This window comes from Streptacidiphilus albus JL83 (assembly GCF_000744705.1).
GTDB lineage: Bacteria > Actinomycetota > Actinomycetes > Streptomycetales > Streptomycetaceae > Streptacidiphilus > Streptacidiphilus albus.
This window is the reverse complement of sequence record NZ_JQML01000001.1, coordinates 6,271,670-6,289,620: the sequence shown is the minus strand read 5'-3', so window position 1 is coordinate 6,289,620 and position 17,951 is coordinate 6,271,670. Positions and strand designations below refer to the sequence as shown.

At 66.6% G+C, this 17,951-nt stretch carries 10 protein-coding genes and 3 rRNA genes; 4 read left to right on the top strand and 9 right to left on the bottom strand.

What is annotated here, in order from left to right; genetic code table 11:
• The first annotated feature begins 68 nt into the window (after window positions 1-68).
• Entirely contained in the window at window positions 69-1,439 is a 1,371-nt protein-coding gene (gabT, locus tag BS75_RS27630) for a 4-aminobutyrate--2-oxoglutarate transaminase (RefSeq protein ID WP_034090198.1), read from the top strand.
• 470 nt (window positions 1,440-1,909) lie between these two features.
• Window positions 1,910-2,533 carry a phosphatase PAP2 family protein gene (locus BS75_RS44865; protein ID WP_160312332.1) on the top strand — a complete coding sequence of 208 codons (624 nt, stop codon included), beginning with the start codon at window positions 1,910-1,912 and terminating at the stop codon, window positions 2,531-2,533.
• 21 nt (window positions 2,534-2,554) lie between these two features.
• Here the strand turns inward: BS75_RS44865 and BS75_RS27620 are convergent, their stop codons facing one another.
• Window positions 2,555-3,337 (bottom strand): alpha/beta fold hydrolase, encoded by a 783-nt coding sequence (locus BS75_RS27620; protein WP_034090197.1) that lies wholly within the window; start codon window positions 3,335-3,337, stop codon window positions 2,555-2,557.
• A gap of 131 nt (window positions 3,338-3,468) precedes the next feature.
• Here BS75_RS27620 and BS75_RS27615 point away from each other — a divergent pair, with 131 nt between their 5' ends.
• Window positions 3,469-4,155, top strand: a complete 687-nt coding sequence (locus BS75_RS27615; protein ID WP_042440722.1) for an Ig-like domain repeat protein — start codon at window positions 3,469-3,471, stop codon at window positions 4,153-4,155.
• Window positions 4,156-4,233: 78 nt separating this feature from the next.
• Here BS75_RS27615 and rrf read toward each other — a convergent pair.
• From rrf to BS75_RS27575, 8 genes are all read right to left on the bottom strand, one after another.
• Window positions 4,234-4,350 (bottom strand): 5S ribosomal RNA (rrf, locus tag BS75_RS27610).
• Between the two features lie 80 nt (window positions 4,351-4,430).
• A 23S ribosomal RNA gene (locus BS75_RS27605) occupies window positions 4,431-7,553 on the bottom strand.
• A gap of 307 nt (window positions 7,554-7,860) precedes the next feature.
• Window positions 7,861-9,379, bottom strand: a 16S ribosomal RNA gene (locus BS75_RS27600).
• The 16S, 23S and 5S rRNA genes sit together here, the layout of an rRNA operon.
• A gap of 473 nt (window positions 9,380-9,852) precedes the next feature.
• A complete protein-coding gene (locus BS75_RS27595) occupies window positions 9,853-10,425 on the bottom strand; it encodes a TetR/AcrR family transcriptional regulator (RefSeq protein ID WP_034090195.1) in 573 nt (190 codons plus the stop codon).
• A gap of 141 nt (window positions 10,426-10,566) precedes the next feature.
• Complete coding sequence (locus BS75_RS27590) at window positions 10,567-12,090, bottom strand: CoA-acylating methylmalonate-semialdehyde dehydrogenase (RefSeq protein WP_034090194.1); 1,524 nt, start codon at window positions 12,088-12,090, stop codon at window positions 10,567-10,569.
• Window positions 12,091-12,212: 122 nt separating this feature from the next.
• Entirely contained in the window at window positions 12,213-12,665 is a 453-nt protein-coding gene (locus BS75_RS27585; RefSeq protein WP_408022557.1) for a hypothetical protein, read from the bottom strand.
• A gap of 254 nt (window positions 12,666-12,919) precedes the next feature.
• Window positions 12,920-14,314, bottom strand: a complete 1,395-nt coding sequence (locus BS75_RS27580; RefSeq protein WP_034090192.1) for an NAD(P)/FAD-dependent oxidoreductase — start codon at window positions 14,312-14,314, stop codon at window positions 12,920-12,922.
• Window positions 14,315-14,415: 101 nt separating this feature from the next.
• Window positions 14,416-15,945: a gamma-aminobutyraldehyde dehydrogenase gene (locus BS75_RS27575; RefSeq protein WP_034090191.1), complete on the bottom strand. Its 1,530-nt coding sequence runs from the start codon at window positions 15,943-15,945 to the stop codon at window positions 14,416-14,418.
• Window positions 15,946-16,263: 318 nt separating this feature from the next.
• Between BS75_RS27575 and BS75_RS27570 the strand changes: the two genes are divergently transcribed.
• On the top strand, window positions 16,264-17,922 hold the full coding sequence (locus tag BS75_RS27570; RefSeq protein ID WP_034090190.1) for a PucR family transcriptional regulator: 1,659 nt from the start codon (window positions 16,264-16,266) through the stop codon (window positions 17,920-17,922).
• Window positions 17,923-17,951: the final 29 nt, after the last annotated feature.

Here is a 17,951-nt window from a genome sequence, read left to right as displayed (position 1 = left end):
GCCGTCGTAGCCTGCCTGTAACGAAGCGCCGTCCGCGCCACCACCCCCACCTCCCTGGGAGACACCTCATGAGCGCTGTTCCGTCCAGCGCCGGGCAGCTGCCCGGCGGCCCCTCGCTCCCCCAGGAGCGCCGGATCGTCACCGCCATCCCCGGCCCGAAGTCGCAGGAACTGCAGGCGCGCAAGCTCGCCGCGGTCGCCGCGGGCGTCGGCACCACCCTCCCCGTCTACATCACCCGCGCGGGTGGCGGCGTGGTCGAGGACGTGGACGGCAACTCGCTGATCGACTTCGGCGCGGGCATCGCCGTGACCAACGTCGGCAACAGCGCCAAGGCTGTCGTGGACCGCGCCGCCGAGCAGCTGGCCGCGTTCACCCACACCTGCTTCATGGTCACCCCTTACGAGGGCTACGTAGCCGTGGCCGAGCAGCTCAACGAGCTGACCCCGGGCGACCACGAGAAGCGCACCGCGCTCTTCAACTCGGGCGCCGAGGCCGTCGAGAACGCCGTCAAGATCGCGCGGGCCTACACCAAGCGCACGGCCGTCGTGGTCTTCGACCACGGTTACCACGGCCGCACCAACCTGACCATGGGCATGACCGCGAAGAACATGCCCTACAAGCAGGGCTTCGGTCCGTTCGCGCCCGAGGTCTACCGCGTCCCGGTGGCGTACCCCTACCGCTGGCTGACCGGCGCGGAGAACGCCGCGACCGAGGCCGCCGCGCAGGCCATCGAGATCATCACCAAGCAGATCGGCGCGGAGAACGTCGCCGCGATCGTGATCGAGCCCATCCAGGGCGAGGGCGGCTTCATCGAGCCGGCCAAGGGCTTCCTGCCCGCCCTGGTCGAGTTCGCCAAGGCCAACGGCATCGTCTTCGTCGCGGACGAGATCCAGACCGGCTTCTGCCGCACCGGCCAGTGGTTCGCCTGCAACGACGAGAACATCGTCCCCGACCTGATCACCACCGCCAAGGGCATCGCCGGCGGCCTCCCGCTCGCCGCGGTCACCGGCCGCGCCGAGATCATGGACGCCGCCCACTCCGGCGGTCTGGGCGGGACCTACGGCGGCAACCCCGTCGCCTGCGCCGCCGCGCTCGGCTCCATCGAGACCATGAAGGAGCTGGACCTCAACGCCAGGGCCCAGGCCATCGGCGAGACCATGCTCCCCCGCCTGCGCGCCATGCAGGAGAAGTTCGACGTGATCGGCGACGTCCGCGGCCGCGGCGCGATGATCGCGGTCGAGCTGGTCAAGCCCGGCAGCAAGGAGCCCAACCCGGAGATCACCGCGGCCATCGCCAAGGCCTGCCACGCCGAGGGCCTGCTGGTCCTCACCGCCGGCACCTACGGCAACGTGCTGCGCTTCCTGCCGCCGCTGGTCATGCCGGAGCACCTGCTCGCCGAGGGCCTCGACATCATCGAGGGCGCCTTCGCCGCGGTCTGACCCACCCACCCTTCCGCCCTGTGGCGGGACAGCCGTCGACGGCCCGACCCGGATCTCCCTCCGGGTCGGGCCGTCGGCGTTGCTCGTGCAGTTGTCACGCTGGGTGACAACCACTCCGCGGGACGACGGCCCCGGCACCGCGCGAGCGGCTTTTCCCGCCACGTCGTGAAGAAGGTGTGCGGACCTGATGGCGGGTGGGTGAGGTGGATCGCACCCTGCGCCCCGGTGACGTACTGTCATGACAGATGGAGAAGCAGCCCTCGCCGGTGACTGACCCTCACCGACGAAACACCGCCGAGGACACCACGGCGGGCTCCGGCCCGCAGCCCCTCAGCCGATCGACCGTCCGCCACGCTCAAACCCCCCGGGCCACGCGGACAGGCGATCAACACAGCAGCCCCGGAGCTCTCCCCCCTGCTCCGGGGCTGCTTCTCCGCGTCCTGCGCCGGTTCACGGCCGTGCTGGAGGCCGTGCTGAAGTCCATCTGGTTCCCGGTCGCGCTGCTGCTGGTCCTCGTCGTCCTCACCGAGCAGGTCGTCACCCACGGCCCACTGCTGGCCGTCGACCGCTGGGTCCGGCACACCACCGTGCACCTGGTCGCCGAGTCCTCGGCAACCTGGCTGAACACCCTCGCCGACTACTGGACGGACTTCGGCAGCTCGGCCGTGGCCATCCCGCTCATGGTGCTCGGCACCCTGACCGCCGCCGTCCGGGCCCGCTCCTGGAAGCCGTTGGCGGTCTCCCTGCTGGCCGGGGCCGCGCTCTTCGCCACGGTGATCCCGGGCAAGATCCTGATCGGACGCCCCGGGCCCGAGGGCCAGCCGATGTCGCCGGGCGAGTGGGGCTGGTTCCCCTCCGGCCACACGTCCACCTCCGGCGTCTGCCTGGGCACCGCCGCCTGGCTGCTCGGGCTCACCCTCGCCTCGGGCCGGTTGCGCCGACTGCTGCACGGCGCGACGGCCTTCGTCTGCTTCGGCGTCGGCGTCACCCTGATCTGGTGCAACTACCACTGGTTCCTGGACGTGGTGGCCGGCTGGAGCCTCACCGGCGTGATCCTCTGGTGCCTGGTCCGCTGGGCTCCACGTCCCCGCTGAACCGCCTCCGCTGGTACGGACTCAGGCTGGTCCGAGGAACTCCGCGATCGCCGCGCCGAACTCGGGCTTCGGGACCACGCTCATGTGGGTGCCGGGCACGTTGACGCACCGGCCCTTCGGCAGCAGCGCGGCCAGGTCCTCGGCCGAGCCGTGGTCGTGGTCGTGCGCCCCCATCAGCAGCAGCGTCGGCACGGCGACCCGTGCCAGCTCCTCCTTGGAGGTGTCCACCGAGGTCCCCAGCACGTGCAGCAGGGCCGCCGGATCACCACCGGTCCACCGCAGGAAGGCTTCCACCTCCCAGCCGGGGGTGCCGACCGGAAACGTGCCGAGGTGGGTGAGGAAGTGGCGGAACCGGTCGCGTCGGTAGTCGGTGTCGAGCAGCCCCTCCAAACCGACCCCGGCCACCACGGCCCGGCCCGGCCTGGCGCCCCGGACCAGCATCCGCGCCACCGTGCGGCCGCCCATCGAGTAGCCGCCGAGGTCGTAGCCACCCTCACCCGTGGCCTTGGCCCCGTGCAGTCCGAGATGCGCAAGCAGGGCGAAGCCGTCGTCCACCAGCCCGTCGGGCCGGTAGGCCGCAGCGTCGTGCGGCTTCGCGCTGTCGCCATGACCGCGCAGATCCGGCAGGACCACGCGGTAGCCGAGCTCGGCCAACCGGGCCGCGTGGCCGAAGCGCACCCAGTTGAGCGGACCGTTGGTCAGGTAGCCGTGGAACAGCACCACCGGACGTCCCTCCCCGACCTCCCGATAGACCAGTTCGGTGCCGTCACTGCCCTGGAAGTGACTGACAGGAAGGTCGGTCATGGTTCTGCGTCCTTGTCGGCTCGGAGAGCTGTGCGGTGCGAAGTCGATGGTAGGCCCGGTCGAACTGGCCTGCGCGAGCCGAGATATAACATGATCGTCATTTCGACCGGAGATCAACCAGGAGACCGTCGATGCCCCTGTCCCCCAAGCTCGCTACCGCAGCCGTCTCGGCAGCCGCAGTCGTGGGCGTGCTGTCCTGTTCAACCCCGCCGGCAATGGCGGACACCTTCCCGAACCCCGCCTACAGCGTCACGGGCACGGTCGCCCCGAACATCCTCTACGGCTCGTCGCAGACCTACACGGAGACCGTGCGCGACGCCGGGCGGGCCGTCACCAGCGGCCGTATCGTCTTCACCGCCGAGAACGGCAGCCTGCTCGGCCAACCGGCCGTGAACGCCCACGGCCAGGCAAGCATTTCCATCGCATCGAGCCGCCTCGGCCTCGGCCTCCACAGCATCCTCATGTCCTATGTGGACGCCGAGGGCGTGATCCAGGTCGACTCCGCCATCACCGTCAACGTCCTCAAGAACTGGCCCGACCTCAGCTGGTCCCCGCGAGGCAACGGCATCCCGGACGTCAGCCATCTGGCCCACGGCAGGTTCAACTTCGTGCTGACCGCTCCCGGTACCACCCCGACCGGCTGGATCCGCGTCTACGACGGTCGCACGCTGCTCGGATCCGCCGAACTCGCCCACGGCCGGGCAACGGTGACGCTCAAGCCCATGAAGCGCGGCCTGCAGACCCTGACCTTCACCTACGCCGGCGACTCCGTCCTCAACGCACAGACCTGGACGAACAACCTCGTCCGCTCCGTCTGAGTCCCTCTGACTCCATCTGAGTCCGGACATGCCGAAGAGCCCCCTGACCTATGGTCAGGGGGCTCTTCGATAAAGGTTGTTCGGCGGCGTCCTACTCTCCCACAGGGTCCCCCCTGCAGTACCATCGGCGCTGTGAGGCTTAGCTTCCGGGTTCGGGATGTAACCGGGCGTTTCCCTCACGCTATGACCACCGAAACACTATGAAGATATCGACTAACACGCTGCCGGAAGCAGGGGTCGTTTCTTCAGAACAACACAGTGGACGCGTAGCAACTATGGACAAGCCCTCGGCCTATTAGTACCGGTCAGCTCCACCCCTCACAGGGCTTCCACATCCGGCCTATCAACCCAGTCGTCTACTGGGAGCCTTACCCACTCAATGGTGGTGGGAGTCCTCATCTCGAAGCAGGCTTCCCGCTTAGATGCTTTCAGCGGTTATCCCTCCCGAACGTAGCCAACCAGCCATGCCCTTGGCAGGACAACTGGCACACCAGAGGTTCGTCCGTCCCGGTCCTCTCGTACTAGGGACAGCCCTTCTCAAGACTCCTGCGCGCGCAGCGGATAGGGACCGAACTGTCTCACGACGTTCTAAACCCAGCTCGCGTACCGCTTTAATGGGCGAACAGCCCAACCCTTGGGACCTACTCCAGCCCCAGGATGCGACGAGCCGACATCGAGGTGCCAAACCATCCCGTCGATATGGACTCTTGGGGAAGATCAGCCTGTTATCCCCGGGGTACCTTTTATCCGTTGAGCGACGGCGCTTCCACAAGCCACCGCCGGATCACTAGTCCCTGCTTTCGCACCTGCTCGACCCGTCGGTCTCACAGTCAAGCTCCCTTGTGCACTTACACTCAACACCTGATTGCCAACCAGGCTGAGGGAACCTTTGGGCGCCTCCGTTACATTTTAGGAGGCAACCGCCCCAGTTAAACTACCCACCAGACACTGTCCCTGATCCGGATCACGGACCCAGGTTAGACATCCAGCACGACCAGAGTGGTATTTCAACGACGACTCCACAACCACTGGCGTGGCCGCTTCACAGTCTCCCACCTATCCTACACAAGCCGAACCGAACACCAATATCAAGCTATAGTAAAGGTCCCGGGGTCTTTCCGTCCTGCTGCGCGAAACGAGCATCTTTACTCGTAATGCAATTTCACCGGGCCTATGGTTGAGACAGTCGAGAAGTCGTTACGCCATTCGTGCAGGTCGGAACTTACCCGACAAGGAATTTCGCTACCTTAGGATGGTTATAGTTACCACCGCCGTTTACTGGCGCTTAAGTTCTCAGCTTCGCTCCGTCGAAACAGAACTAACCGGTCCCCTTAACGTTCCAGCACCGGGCAGGCGTCAGTCCGTATACATCGCCTTACGGCTTCGCACGGACCTGTGTTTTTAGTAAACAGTCGCTTCTCGCTGGTCTCTGCGGCCGGCCCCAGCTCGGAGTGCAAGACTCGTCACCAGTTCCGGCCCCCCTTCTCCCGAAGTTACGGGGGCATTTTGCCGAGTTCCTTAACCATAGTTCACCCGAACGCCTCGGTATTCTCTACCTGACCACCTGAGTCGGTTTGGGGTACGGGCCGCCATGAAACTCGCTAGAGGCTTTTCTCGACAGCATAGGATCATCCACTTCACCACAATCGGCTCGGCATCAGGTCTCAGGCTCATGTTGTGCGGATTTGCCTACACAACGCCCTACACCCTTACCCCGGGACTACCACCGCCCGGGCTGGACTACCTTCCTGCGTCACCCCATCGCTCACCTACTACCCTGTTGGGTCAGCGGCTCCACCACTCCTCATCACCCGAAGGATCCGAGACGGCTTCACGGCTTTAGCATTCAGAGGTTCGACGTTGGCGCTTCAAAGCGGGTACGGGAATATCAACCCGTTGTCCATCGACTACGCCTGTCGGCCTCGCCTTAGGTCCCGACTTACCCTGGGCAGATCAGCTTGACCCAGGAACCCTTGGTCAATCGGCGCAAGAGTTTCCCACTCTTGTATCGCTACTCATGCCTGCATTCTCACTCGTATACCGTCCACGACTGGCTTCCGCCGCCGCTTCACCCGGCACACGACGCTCCCCTACCCATCACAGCCCCCGTTAGGAGTTAAGCTGCAATGACACGGCTTCGGCGGTGTACTTGAGCCCCGCTACATTGTCGGCGCGGAATCACTTGACCAGTGAGCTATTACGCACTCTTTAAAGGGTGGCTGCTTCTAAGCCAACCTCCTGGTTGTCTCTGCGACTCCACATCCTTTCCCACTTAGCACACGCTTAGGGGCCTTAGCCGGTGTTCTGGGCTGTTTCCCTCTCGACCATGGAGCTTATCCCCCACAGTCTCACTGCCGCGCTCTCACTTACCGGCATTCGGAGTTTGGCTAAGGTCAGTAACCCGGTGGGGCCCATCGCCTATCCAGTGCTCTACCTCCGGCAAGAAACACGCGACGCTGCACCTAAATGCATTTCGGGGAGAACCAGCTATCACGGAGTTTGATTGGCCTTTCACCCCTAACCACAGGTCATCCCCCAGGTTTTCAACCCTGGTGGGTTCGGTCCTCCACACGGTCTTACCCGCGCTTCAACCTGCCCATGGCTAGATCACTCCGCTTCGGGTCTTGGGCGCGCTACTAAACCGCCCTATTCGGACTCGCTTTCGCTACGGCTACCCCACACGGGTTAACCTCGCAACACACCGCAAACTCGCAGGCTCATTCTTCAAAAGGCACGCAGTCACGACAGCTATGTGCAAGCACACGCTGCGACGCTCCCACGGCTTGTAGGCACACGGTTTCAGGTACTATTTCACTCCGCTCCCGCGGTACTTTTCACCATTCCCTCACGGTACTGTCCGCTATCGGTCACTAGGGAATATTTAGGCTTAGCGGGTGGTCCCGCCAGATTCACACGGAATTTCTCGGGCTCCGTGCTACTTGGGAGAAACTCAAGAGAGCCGTACAGGTTTCGTCTACGGGGGTCTTACCCTCTACGCCGGACCTTTCGCATGTCCTTCGACTACCCATACGGTTTCTGACTCTCCGACCGGCCGGCAGACCGATCAAGAATTTTCCCACGACCCCGCAATGGCAACCCCTGCCGGGTATCACACCACTACGGTTTAGCCTCATCCGATTTCGCTCGCCACTACTCTCGGAATCACGGTTGTTTTCTCTTCCTGCGGGTACTGAGATGTTTCACTTCCCCGCGTTCCCTCCACACTGCCTATGTGTTCAGCAGCGGGTGACAGCCCATGACGACTGCCGGGTTTCCCCATTCGGACACCCCCGGATCAAAGCTCGGTTGACAGCTCCCCGGGGCCTATCGCGGCCTCCCACGTCCTTCATCGGTTCCTAGTGCCAAGGCATCCACCGTGCGCCCTTAAAAACTTGGCCACAGATGCTCGCGTCCACTGTGCAGTTCTCAAGCAACGACCAGCCACCCATCACCCCCACACCACAACGGCATAAAGTTCACTGGGGCCGGCGTACCGAAGACAGACCTTGCGGCCGTGCCCTCAGGACCCAACAACGTGCCCGACCCGACCAACACCCACAGAACTTTCCACGCCGAAGCAGTACTCGTGTCCATGACGATGATCGCGCCGAATAGTCAACGTTCCACCCATGAGCGAACCAGCACCGGACAGTCGCCGGTGTACTGGCCCTCTGCCCGACCGAAGCCGGGAGAAGAGCTCCTTAGAAAGGAGGTGATCCAGCCGCACCTTCCGGTACGGCTACCTTGTTACGACTTCGTCCCAATCGCTGGTCCCACCTTCGACAGCTCCTTCCCTTGCGGGTTAGGCCACCGGCTTCGGGTGTTACCGACTTTCGTGACGTGACGGGCGGTGTGTACAAGGCCCGGGAACGTATTCACCGCAGCAATGCTGATCTGCGATTACTAGCAACTCCGACTTCATGGGGTCGAGTTGCAGACCCCAATCCGAACTGAGACCGGCTTTTTGAGATTCGCTCCACCTCGCGGTATCGCAGCTCATTGTACCGGCCATTGTAGCACGTGTGCAGCCCAAGACATAAGGGGCATGATGATTTGACGTCGTCCCCACCTTCCTCCGAGTTGACCCCGGCAGTCTCCTGTGAGTCCCCGACATTACTCGCTGGCAACACAGAACGAGGGTTGCGCTCGTTGCGGGACTTAACCCAACATCTCACGACACGAGCTGACGACAACCATGCACCACCTGTATACCGACCACAAGGGGGCGACCATCTCTGGCCGTTTCCGGTATATGTCAAGCCTTGGTAAGGTTCTTCGCGTTGCGTCGAATTAAGCCACATGCTCCGCTGCTTGTGCGGGCCCCCGTCAATTCCTTTGAGTTTTAGCCTTGCGGCCGTACTCCCCAGGCGGGGAACTTAATGCGTTAGCTGCGGCGCGGACCACGTGGAATGTGACCCACACCTAGTTCCCAACGTTTACGGCGTGGACTACCAGGGTATCTAATCCTGTTCGCTCCCCACGCTTTCGCTCCTCAGCGTCAGTAATGGCCCAGAGATCCGCCTTCGCCACCGGTGTTCCTCCTGATATCTGCGCATTTCACCGCTACACCAGGAATTCCGATCTCCCCTACCACACTCTAGCCTGCCCGTATCGAATGCAGACCCGGAGTTAAGCCCCGGGCTTTCACATCCGACGTGACAAGCCGCCTACGAGCTCTTTACGCCCAATAATTCCGGACAACGCTCGCACCCTACGTATTACCGCGGCTGCTGGCACGTAGTTAGCCGGTGCTTCTTCTGCAGGTACCGTCACTTGCGCTTCTTCCCTGCTGAAAGAGGTTTACAACCCGAAGGCCGTCATCCCTCACGCGGCGTCGCTGCATCAGGCTTTCGCCCATTGTGCAATATTCCCCACTGCTGCCTCCCGTAGGAGTCTGGGCCGTGTCTCAGTCCCAGTGTGGCCGGTCGCCCTCTCAGGCCGGCTACCCGTCGTCGCCTTGGTAGGCCATTACCCCACCAACAAGCTGATAGGCCGCGGGCTCATCCTGCATCGCCGGAGCTTTCCACGCACACCCCATGCGGGGATGCGTCGTATCCGGTATTAGACCTCGTTTCCAAGGCTTGTCCCAGAATGCAGGGCAGATTGCCCACGTGTTACTCACCCGTTCGCCACTGATCCACCCCGAAGGGCTTCACCGTTCGACTTGCATGTGTTAAGCACGCCGCCAGCGTTCGTCCTGAGCCAGGATCAAACTCTCCGTGAATGTCATTCCGTAATCGGAACAGCACCCGCGTTGAGCGGCACAGCGACCGGCGGAATAGCCGATCCCGTGCACTGCGTCCTCGCTAGTGTTTACTACAGTTTTTCCCAAAGGAACCTCGACCGTCCACATGATGTGGCCGGACGGGGTATCAACATTTGGCGTTGACTTTTGGCACGCTGTTGAGTTCTCAAGGAACGGACGCTTTCTTCAAGACCCTTTCACCGGTCTCTCCGAGCGCTTCGTTCGTTCTTCGTTGTTTAGCTTAGCAGACCGTTTCACCAGTCTGTTTCGCCAGTTCCTGCTCCGTCTTCCCGCGCCGTTTCCGGCCCGTTCCGACGAGTGAAACTCTAGCGGTTTCTCGTCAGTGACGCGAATTCCGCGCAATTCCCGGAAAATCGCACGACAAAGAAGACCGTACGGGATGTTCAGGGGATTGGTCGCCACCACGGCTCCGCAGGGCAACTCGCAGGACACTACGCGTCCCCGCGAGGAGAGTCAAACCAGGCTGCCACCAGTGCGCCCAGACGGGCGGTGACCTGGTGGATCGGGGCGCAGTCGCGGCGCACCTTGGCCAGGACGAGTGCCCCCTCGATGCCCGAGAGGACCACCTCCGCCAACGCGGCCGACTCCCCCGCCGGCACTCCCCAGGACCGGAATCGCCGGTCGAGGATGCCGAGCCAGTCCGCATAAGCACGTGCGCAGGCCGTACGGATCTCCGGATGGTCTGCGGTCAGCTGCAGGGCGATGGTCGATATCGTGCTCCCGCCCTGGTAGCCGGATTCGGCGAGCGGGCGGGCGAAGAGGGCTCCCAGGGTGACGACGCCGGCCACCGGGTCTGCCGCCCGGTCGAGTACCTCGGTCATCTGCGCACCCAGTTCGGCGGCGGTCAGCAGCACGGCCTCCACGGCCAGCTGCTCCTTCCCGCCGGGGAAGTCCCTGTCGATCAGCAGTTCGTTCAACCCGCCGGCGTGATAGCCCTGCCGCTGGAAGAGCGACGCCGCGCGGCGCAGCAGTCCTGACCGGTTCTCCGGGCGCTGGTTGGGCATGCGTCCACGCTAGGAGCGTGACGCTCGTTCGTTCAACACGTTCTGGCAGCTCGTTCCGGCAGCTCGTGCTGGCATCACGTTCCGGATACGGGTCCGGCCCGGCGACGACGAGGTGTCGTGGCCGGGCCGGGTCCGCGTGGATCAGGAGTTGGTGGGGAAGCCCAGGTTGATGCCGCCGTGGCTCGGGTCGAGCCAGCGGGACGTCACGGCCTTGCTGCGGGTGAAGAAGTGGACGCCGTCCGCGCCGTAGGCGTGGCTGTCGCCGAAGAGCGAGGCCTTCCAGCCGCCGAAGGAGTAGTAGGCGACCGGGACCGGGATCGGCACGTTGATGCCGACCATGCCGACCTCGACCTCGCTCTGGAAGCGCCGGGCCGCGCCGCCGTCGTTGGTGAAGATCGCGGTGCCGTTGCCGTAGGGGTTGCTGTTGATCAGCTCCAGGCCCTCGTCGTACGAGGCGACCCGGACGACCGACAGGACCGGGCCGAAGATCTCGTCGTTGTAGACCGACATGCCGGGCTTGACGTGGTCGAACAGCGTCGGGCCGAGCCAGAAGCCGTCGGTGGTCTCGGCGCCGTTCTTGTCGGCGGCGGTGATCGGGTGCTTGCGGCCGTCGACGGCCAGCTCGGCGCCGTCGGCGACACCGGACTCCAGGTAGGAGGTGACCTTGTCGCGGTGGACGCCGGTGACCAGCGGGCCCATGTCCGACTCGCCGTTGCAGCCGGGGCCGACCTTGAGGGTGGCCATCCGGTCCTTGATCTTCTCGACCAGCTCGTCGGCGATGGTGTCGACGGCGACCAGGACGGACACGGCCATGCAGCGCTCGCCGGCCGCACCGAAGCCGGCGTTGATCGCGGAGTCCGCGACCAGCTCCAGGTCCGCGTCCGGGAGGACCAGCATGTGGTTCTTGGCGCCGCCCAGCGCCTGGACACGCTTGCCGTAGCGGGTGCCGGTCTCGTAGACGTAGCGGGCGATCGGCGTGGAGCCGACGAAGGAGACGGACTTGACGTCCGGGTGCTCCAGCAGCCGGTCGACGGAGACCTTGTCACCGTGGACGACGTTGAAGACGCCGTCCGGGAGGCCGGCTTCCTTCCACAGCTCGGCGAGGAAGTTCGCCGTCGACGGGTCCTTCTCGGAGGGCTTGAGGATGACGGTGTTGCCGGCCGCGATGGCGATCGGGAAGAACCACATCGGGACCATCGCCGGGAAGTTGAACGGCGAGATGATCGCGACCGGGCCGAGGGCCTGGCGGATCGAGTAGACGTCGACGCCGGTCGAGGCCTGCTCGGTGAAGCCGCCCTTGAGCAGCTGCGGGATGCCGCAGGCGTACTCGACGACCTCCTGGCCGCGGGCGATCTCACCGAGGGCGTCGGAGTGCACCTTGCCGTGCTCGGCGACGATGATCGAGGCGAGCTCGTCCTTGCGGGAGTTCAGCAGCTCGCGGAAGTTGAAGAGCACCGTGGTGCGCTTGGCCAGGGAGGCGTTGCGCCAGCCGGCGAACGCGCCGACGGCGGCACTGACAGCGGCATCGACCTCGGCGATGGTCGCGAAGTCGACCTGGCCGCTGACCTTGCCGGTCGCCGGGTCGAAGATGTCACCGCGACGCGGGGCGTCGCCCGCGGTGGCGACCTGCTTGCCGCCGATCCAGTGGGTGATGTGCTTGCTCAACGTGTGCCTCCGAGGTCGTGCGAGGCACACAGGGTCACAGAGCGGGTGCCGCGCTGTACCCATTCTGTGGCGTGGCCGAGCCCCTCTCAATCGGCAAGCTGTCGGGTCCTGGCGATTTGCCCTTACACCTCGTCGGTGCCGCTCACCAGCAGCACCGCTGCCTCGTGCATCGCCAGTTCGAGGACGACCGGATCGGTGAGCGTCCCGCTGCCGTCCGGGGGCACCAGCCAGCGCAGCCCGCGCCCGCTGCGCCCCGGATAGGGGACGGCCAGCCAGGTCCCGGCCCCGGCGGTGCGGACCCCGGTGGCGACCCAGTGCGCCGCCGTTCCCGGCGGGACGAAGAAGCCGAACCGGAAGTCGCCGAAGTCCGCCAGCACCGGTCCGGGCTCGGCCGTCAGCCGCAGCAGCACGTCGGCCGTCAGCCGGCCCAGCTCACCCGGCACGATCAGCACGTCCCACAGCTGTCCGGCCGGGAGCAGCGCGATCCCCGAGGTGCTGCGCTCCCACTCCCAGCGGCAGGCCTCCGGGTCGGGTGCGGCGGCCACGAGCCAGGCGACCGCCCCTCTCGCGTCCATGATTCCCATAGCTTCCGCCCTCCACATCCCTCGTGCGGCACCCGGTAGTGGAGCTGGTGCCAACAAGAGAGAGCGGGTTGCCGCCCGACTCTTACGCCGGTGTCGGCAACATCCTCATCCGGGGGCGGATTCACGGGGGTGAGAAGGAGCGTACGGATGCGAAAGCGGCGTGCACCCGCTAATGGGTGCACGCCGCGCGCCGTCCTCCGCAGGACGCCATCCGCAGGACGGAAACGGATCAGCGGATCAGCGGATCAGCTGTCGAAGCCGAGGCCGAGCGCGTCCATGGCCTTCAGCCACAGGTTGCGCTTGCCCTGGTTGTGGTCGGCGCGGTCCAGCGACCACTTGGTGATGCCGATACCGGCCCACTTCACCGGCTCGGGCGGGAAGGGCAGCGGCTTGCTCTTGACCATCTCCAGCTCGGTACGCTCGGTCTTCCGGCCGGAGAGCAGGTCCAGCATGACCTCCGCGCCGAAGCGGGTGGCGCCGACGCCGAGGCCGGTGTAGCCGACCGCGTAGGAGACCCTGCCCTTGTGGGCGGTGCCGAAGAACGCCGAGAAGCGGCTGCAGGTGTCGATCGCCCCGCCCCAGGCGTGGGTGAACTTGATGCCCTTGAGCTGCGGGAAGGCCGTGAAGAAGTGCTCGGCGAGCTTCTCGTAGGTCTCCGGGCGGTGGTCGTACTCGGCGCGGACCTTGCCGCCGAAGTGGTAGATCGCGTCGTAGCCGCCCCAGAGGATGCGGTTGTCGGCGGAGATCCGGAAGTAGTGGAACTGGTTGGCGCAGTCGCCGAGGCCCTGGCGGTTCTTCCAGCCGATGGCGTCGAGCTGCTCCTCCGTCAGCGGCTCGGTCATCAGTGCGAAGTCGTAGACCGGGGCGAGGAACGGCCGGACCCGCTTCACCAGGTTGGGGAAGATGTTGGTGCCGAGCGCGACGTGCTGGGCGAAGACCCGGCCGTAAGGGGTGCGGACGGCCATGCCGGCGCCGCTCTCGGCGAGGTCGGTGGCCTGGGTGTGCTCGTAGATCCGCACGCCCAGCTCCAGACAGGCCTGCTTCAGGCCCCAGGCGAGCTTGGCCGGGTGGACCATGGCCACGCCGTCCTTGTCCCAGAGTCCGGCGAGGAAGGTCGGCGAGTTCACCTCCGCCCGGATCGCCTCGGTGTCCAGGAATTCGGCGTTGGAGCCGTACTCGGCCATCAGCGCCGCGCCCTCGCGGAGCTCCTCGACCTGGTAGGGCTCGGTCGCGACGTCGAGTTCGCCGGTGCGCTCCCAGTCGCAGTCGATGTTGTAGCGCTTGATCGCGTCCTCGATGGCCTGGAGGTTCTCGTGGCCGAGCCGCTCCAGCGTGCGCAGCTCGTTCGGCCAGCGCTCGTAGCCGTTGAAGAAGCCGTGGGTGAGGCTGGCGGCGCAGAAGCCGCCGTTGCGGCCGGAGGCGGCCCAGCCGACCTCGTGGCCTTCCAGCAGCACCACGTCGCGGGCAGGGTCGCGCTCCTTGGCGACCAGCGCCGTCCACAGCCCGGTGTAGCCGCCGCCGACGACCAGCAGGTCGCAGCTGGTGTCACCGGTCAACGAGGGCAGGGCTTCCGGCCGGCCAGGGTCGGCCAGCCAGAAGGAGGTGTACTGGACGTCGGCAAGGGAATGGGCCGATTCCATAACTCTCACTGCTTTCTGATGCGCCCTCAGGCGCTGTGGAGGGGGATGCGCCGGCCGCGCGAGGACGCGCGGCCGGGTCGGGATCGCCGGTGCTGTCGGCCTCAGCGGTCGCCGAAGATCGTGCGGTGCCAGTCCTTGCGGGCGATCGCGGTGATGTCCTGCATCACGTGCTTCACCTGCGTGTACTCGTCGAACGCGTACTGCGACATGTCCTTGCCGTAGCCGGAGGCCTTGTAGCCGCCATGGGGCATGTCACTGATGATCGGGATGTGGTCGTTGACCCAGACGCAGCCGGCCTTGATCTCGCGGGTGGCGCGCAGCGAACGGTAGACGTCGCGGGTCCAGGCGGAGGCGGCCAGGCCGTAGGGGGTGTCGTTGGCGAGGCGGAGGCCCTCCTCGTCGCTGTCGAAGGGCAGCACGACCAGCACCGGGCCGAAGATCTCGCTCTGGACCACCTCGGCGTCCTGGGCGATGCCGGTGATCAGCGTCGGGCGGTAGAAGGCGCCGAGGGTGAGGTCGGTGCCGTCGTGGCCCTTCTCCGGGGCGTAGCCGCCGGCCGCGATGGTGGCGCCGTAGCCGCGCGCGCGCTCGACGAAGCCGGCGACGCTGTCGCGCTGCCGCAGGGAGACCAGCGGGCCGAGGTCGGTCTGCGGGTTGAACGGGTCGCCGAGGCGGACCTGGTCGAAGAGCTCGGCGACGCCGGCCACGAAGGCGTCGAACAGCGGGCGCTGGACGTAGGCGCGGGTGGCGGCGGTGCAGTCCTGGCCGGTGTTGATCAGCGAGCCGGCGACCGCGCCGTTGACGGCGGCGTCGAGGTCGGCGTCGTCGAAGACCACGAACGGAGCCTTGCCGCCGAGCTCCAGGTGGGTCCGCTTGACGGTCTGGACGGCGACCTCGCCGACCCGGATGCCGACCCCGGTGGAGCCGGTGAAGGAGACCATCGAGACGTCGGGGTGGCCGATCAGGTGCTCGCCGGCGCTGCGGCCGGAGCCGGTGATGACGTTGACGACACCGTCCGGGATGCCCGCCGCCGTGCAGGCCTGGGCGAACATCAGCGAGGTCAGCGGGGTCAGCTCGGCCGGCTTGAGGACGATGGTGTTGCCGGCCGCGACGGCCGGGAGGATCTTCCAGGCGGCCATCTGCAGCGGGTAGTTCCACGGCGAGATCGAGCCGACGACGCCGATCGCCTCGCGGCGGATCGAGGAGGTGTGGTCGCCGGAGTACTCACCGGTGGCCTTGCCCTCCAGGTTGCGCGCGGCACCGGCGAAGAAGGCGGTGTTGTCGACCGTGCCCGGTACGTCGAACTCGGTGGTGAGCCGGATCGGCTTGCCGGTCTGCGCGCTCTCCACCCGGGCCAGGTCCTCGGCCTGCTCGGCCAGGATGCCGGCCAGCTTGTTCAGCGCCTCGGCGCGGGTGCCGGGGGTCGCCGCCGACCACTCCGGGAAGGCGTCGCGGGCGGCGGCCACGGCGGCGTCGACGTCGCCGGTCGAGGCCAGCCGAACCCGCTGCACCAGGCTGCCGTCGGCCGGGTTGGTGACGTCGAAGGTGTTCTCGGCCGTGCCTTCGCGCAGCTCCCCGCCGACAAACTGGGCCCCCGCGTCGAAGCGGGTGCCGACGATGGACTGGTCCATGTGTTCCTCCAGGCGCGCGGTACGGCCGGTACGGCGGAAGCGGTACGGCGGTGCGTCAGTGCGGTGCGTCGGTCATGCGGTGCCTCAGTGCTCCACCGGGGCGCCCGGTCGGGACGGCGCAGCGGGGGCAGCGTGCCCACCCTGCGACGATGCCCCTGACCGCCCGATTCGAGCAAGCAACGGGGCGTAAGGCAGATCGCTTCCAGCATTACACACTGATAGCGGAAGCGCCGGGAGGTCGCGGATGACACCTCGTTGCCCGGAAGTCATCCTGACCTGACACCATGAAGGGGTACGTTCGCCGTTCTGGAGGCCCCCTTGTTCCCCACTCTCGCCCGTGTCCTGGACCTGGAAGTGGTCAGCCGCGGTCTGCCCGAGGTCGTCGCCGGCAAGGAGCACCTGGAGCGGACCGTGCGCTGGGTGCACGTCAGCGAGCTGTCGGACGTGGCGGACGTGCTCCAGGGCGGGGAGCTGATCCTGACCACCGGCATCGCGCTGCCGGAGGACCGCGAGGGGCTGGCCCGGTACGTGCGGGAGCTGGCCGAGGTGGGAGCGGCCGGGCTGGTGGTGGAGTTCGGCCGGCGCTACTTCGACAACCTGCCGCGGGCCCTGGTGCACGCGGCCGAGCAGCGCGGACTGCCGCTGATCGTGCTCCGGCGCGAGCTGCGCTTCGTCGCGGTGACCGAGGCGGTGCACGCGCTGGTGGTGAACGCGCAGCTGGAGGAGCTGCGCTCGTCGGAGGAGATCCATCAGATCTTCAACGAGCTGGCGGTGGAGGGCGCGGAGCCGGTCGAGGTGGTGCAGCAGGTCTCCCGGATGGCGGCGGCGCCGGTGGTGCTGGAGAACCTGTCGCACCAGGTGCTGGCCTATGACACGGCAGGGCAGAGCGCCCAGGTACTGCTGAGCGGCTGGGAGTCGCGTTCGCGCGGGGTCAGGCCGACCGGCCGCACCGGGCACGACCCGCGGACCGGCTGGCTGGTGACCCAGGTGGGGGCGCGCGGTCACGACTGGGGGCGGCTGGTGCTGGTCGGCGCGCCGCACTCGGCGCAGGAGGACGCCGTCCAGGCGACCGTCTCGCACCGGCACACCATGCTGCTGGAGCGGGCGGCGGCGACGCTGGCGCTGAACCGGCTGCTGGTGCGGGACCGGGAGAGCCTGGAGCGGCAGACCCACCGGACGCTGCTGTCCGGCATCCTCACCCATGGGCTGACCGTCTCCGAGGTGGCGTTGCGGGCGACCGCGCTCGGCGTCCCGCTGGAGGGGCGGCGGCTGGTGGGCGTGGTGCTGCGGCAGCGGCGCGGACCGGTGCCGGCCGCGCTGGAGGCGCAGGCCCGGCTGCGGGACTTCACCGAGACGGCGGCGGCGGCCGTCCGCGAGAAGCGGCTGACCGCGCTGGTCGGCGCACTGGACGACGAGGCGGTGGGGCTGCTGGTCTCGCTCGGCCCGCGCGACGACGAGCACACCTCGCTGGAGGGCTTCGCCTCCTCGCTGCGCCGGCTGGTGCTGGAGGCGGAGGGGGCGGAGCCGGTGATCGCGGTCGGCTCCTCGGTCGGCTCGGTGCGCGACGCCCGGCGGACGCTGGTGGAGGCGACCCAGGTGGCCGACGCCGCACTGCACGACGCCCCGCCCTCGGGCGCCCGTTCGGCCTCCTACTACCGGCTGCCGGACGTCCGGCTGCGCGGCCTGCTGCACCTGCTGCGGGACGACGCCAGGCTGCAGACCTACGTGGAGCGGGAGCTGGGTCCGCTGCTGGCCTACGACGCCGAGCACAACAGCCAGCTGATCCAGATGCTGCGGATCTACCTGGAGCAGGGCCGCAACAAGTCGGCGGCGGCGGACGCGGCGCACCTCTCCCGTCCGTCCTTCTACGACCGGCTGCACAAGGTGGAGCGGGTACTGGGGGTGGACCTCGACCAGGTCGAGTCCTGTCTGTCGCTGCATGTCGCGCTGCTGGCCCTGGACGCGGTGCGGCGCTAGTTCCGCATGGGACGGCACTCGATTCGAGT

Bases quoted from the DNA above. Each gene is read 5' to 3' on its own strand.
- BS75_RS27615 (WP_042440722.1), top strand. From the start codon at position 3,469: ATGCCCCTGTCCCCCAAGCTCGCTACCGCAGCCGTCTCGGCAGCCGCA.
- BS75_RS27620 (WP_034090197.1), bottom strand. From the start codon at position 3,337: ATGACCGACCTTCCTGTCAGTCACTTCCAGGGCAGTGACGGCACCGAA.
- gabT (WP_034090198.1), top strand. From the start codon at position 69: ATGAGCGCTGTTCCGTCCAGCGCCGGGCAGCTGCCCGGCGGCCCCTCG.
- BS75_RS27595 (WP_034090195.1), bottom strand. From the start codon at position 10,425: ATGCCCAACCAGCGCCCGGAGAACCGGTCAGGACTGCTGCGCCGCGCG.
- BS75_RS27585 (WP_408022557.1), bottom strand. From the start codon at position 12,665: ATGGACGCGAGAGGGGCGGTCGCCTGGCTCGTGGCCGCCGCACCCGAC.
- BS75_RS27575 (WP_034090191.1), bottom strand. From the start codon at position 15,945: ATGGACCAGTCCATCGTCGGCACCCGCTTCGACGCGGGGGCCCAGTTT.
- BS75_RS27580 (WP_034090192.1), bottom strand. From the start codon at position 14,314: ATGGAATCGGCCCATTCCCTTGCCGACGTCCAGTACACCTCCTTCTGG.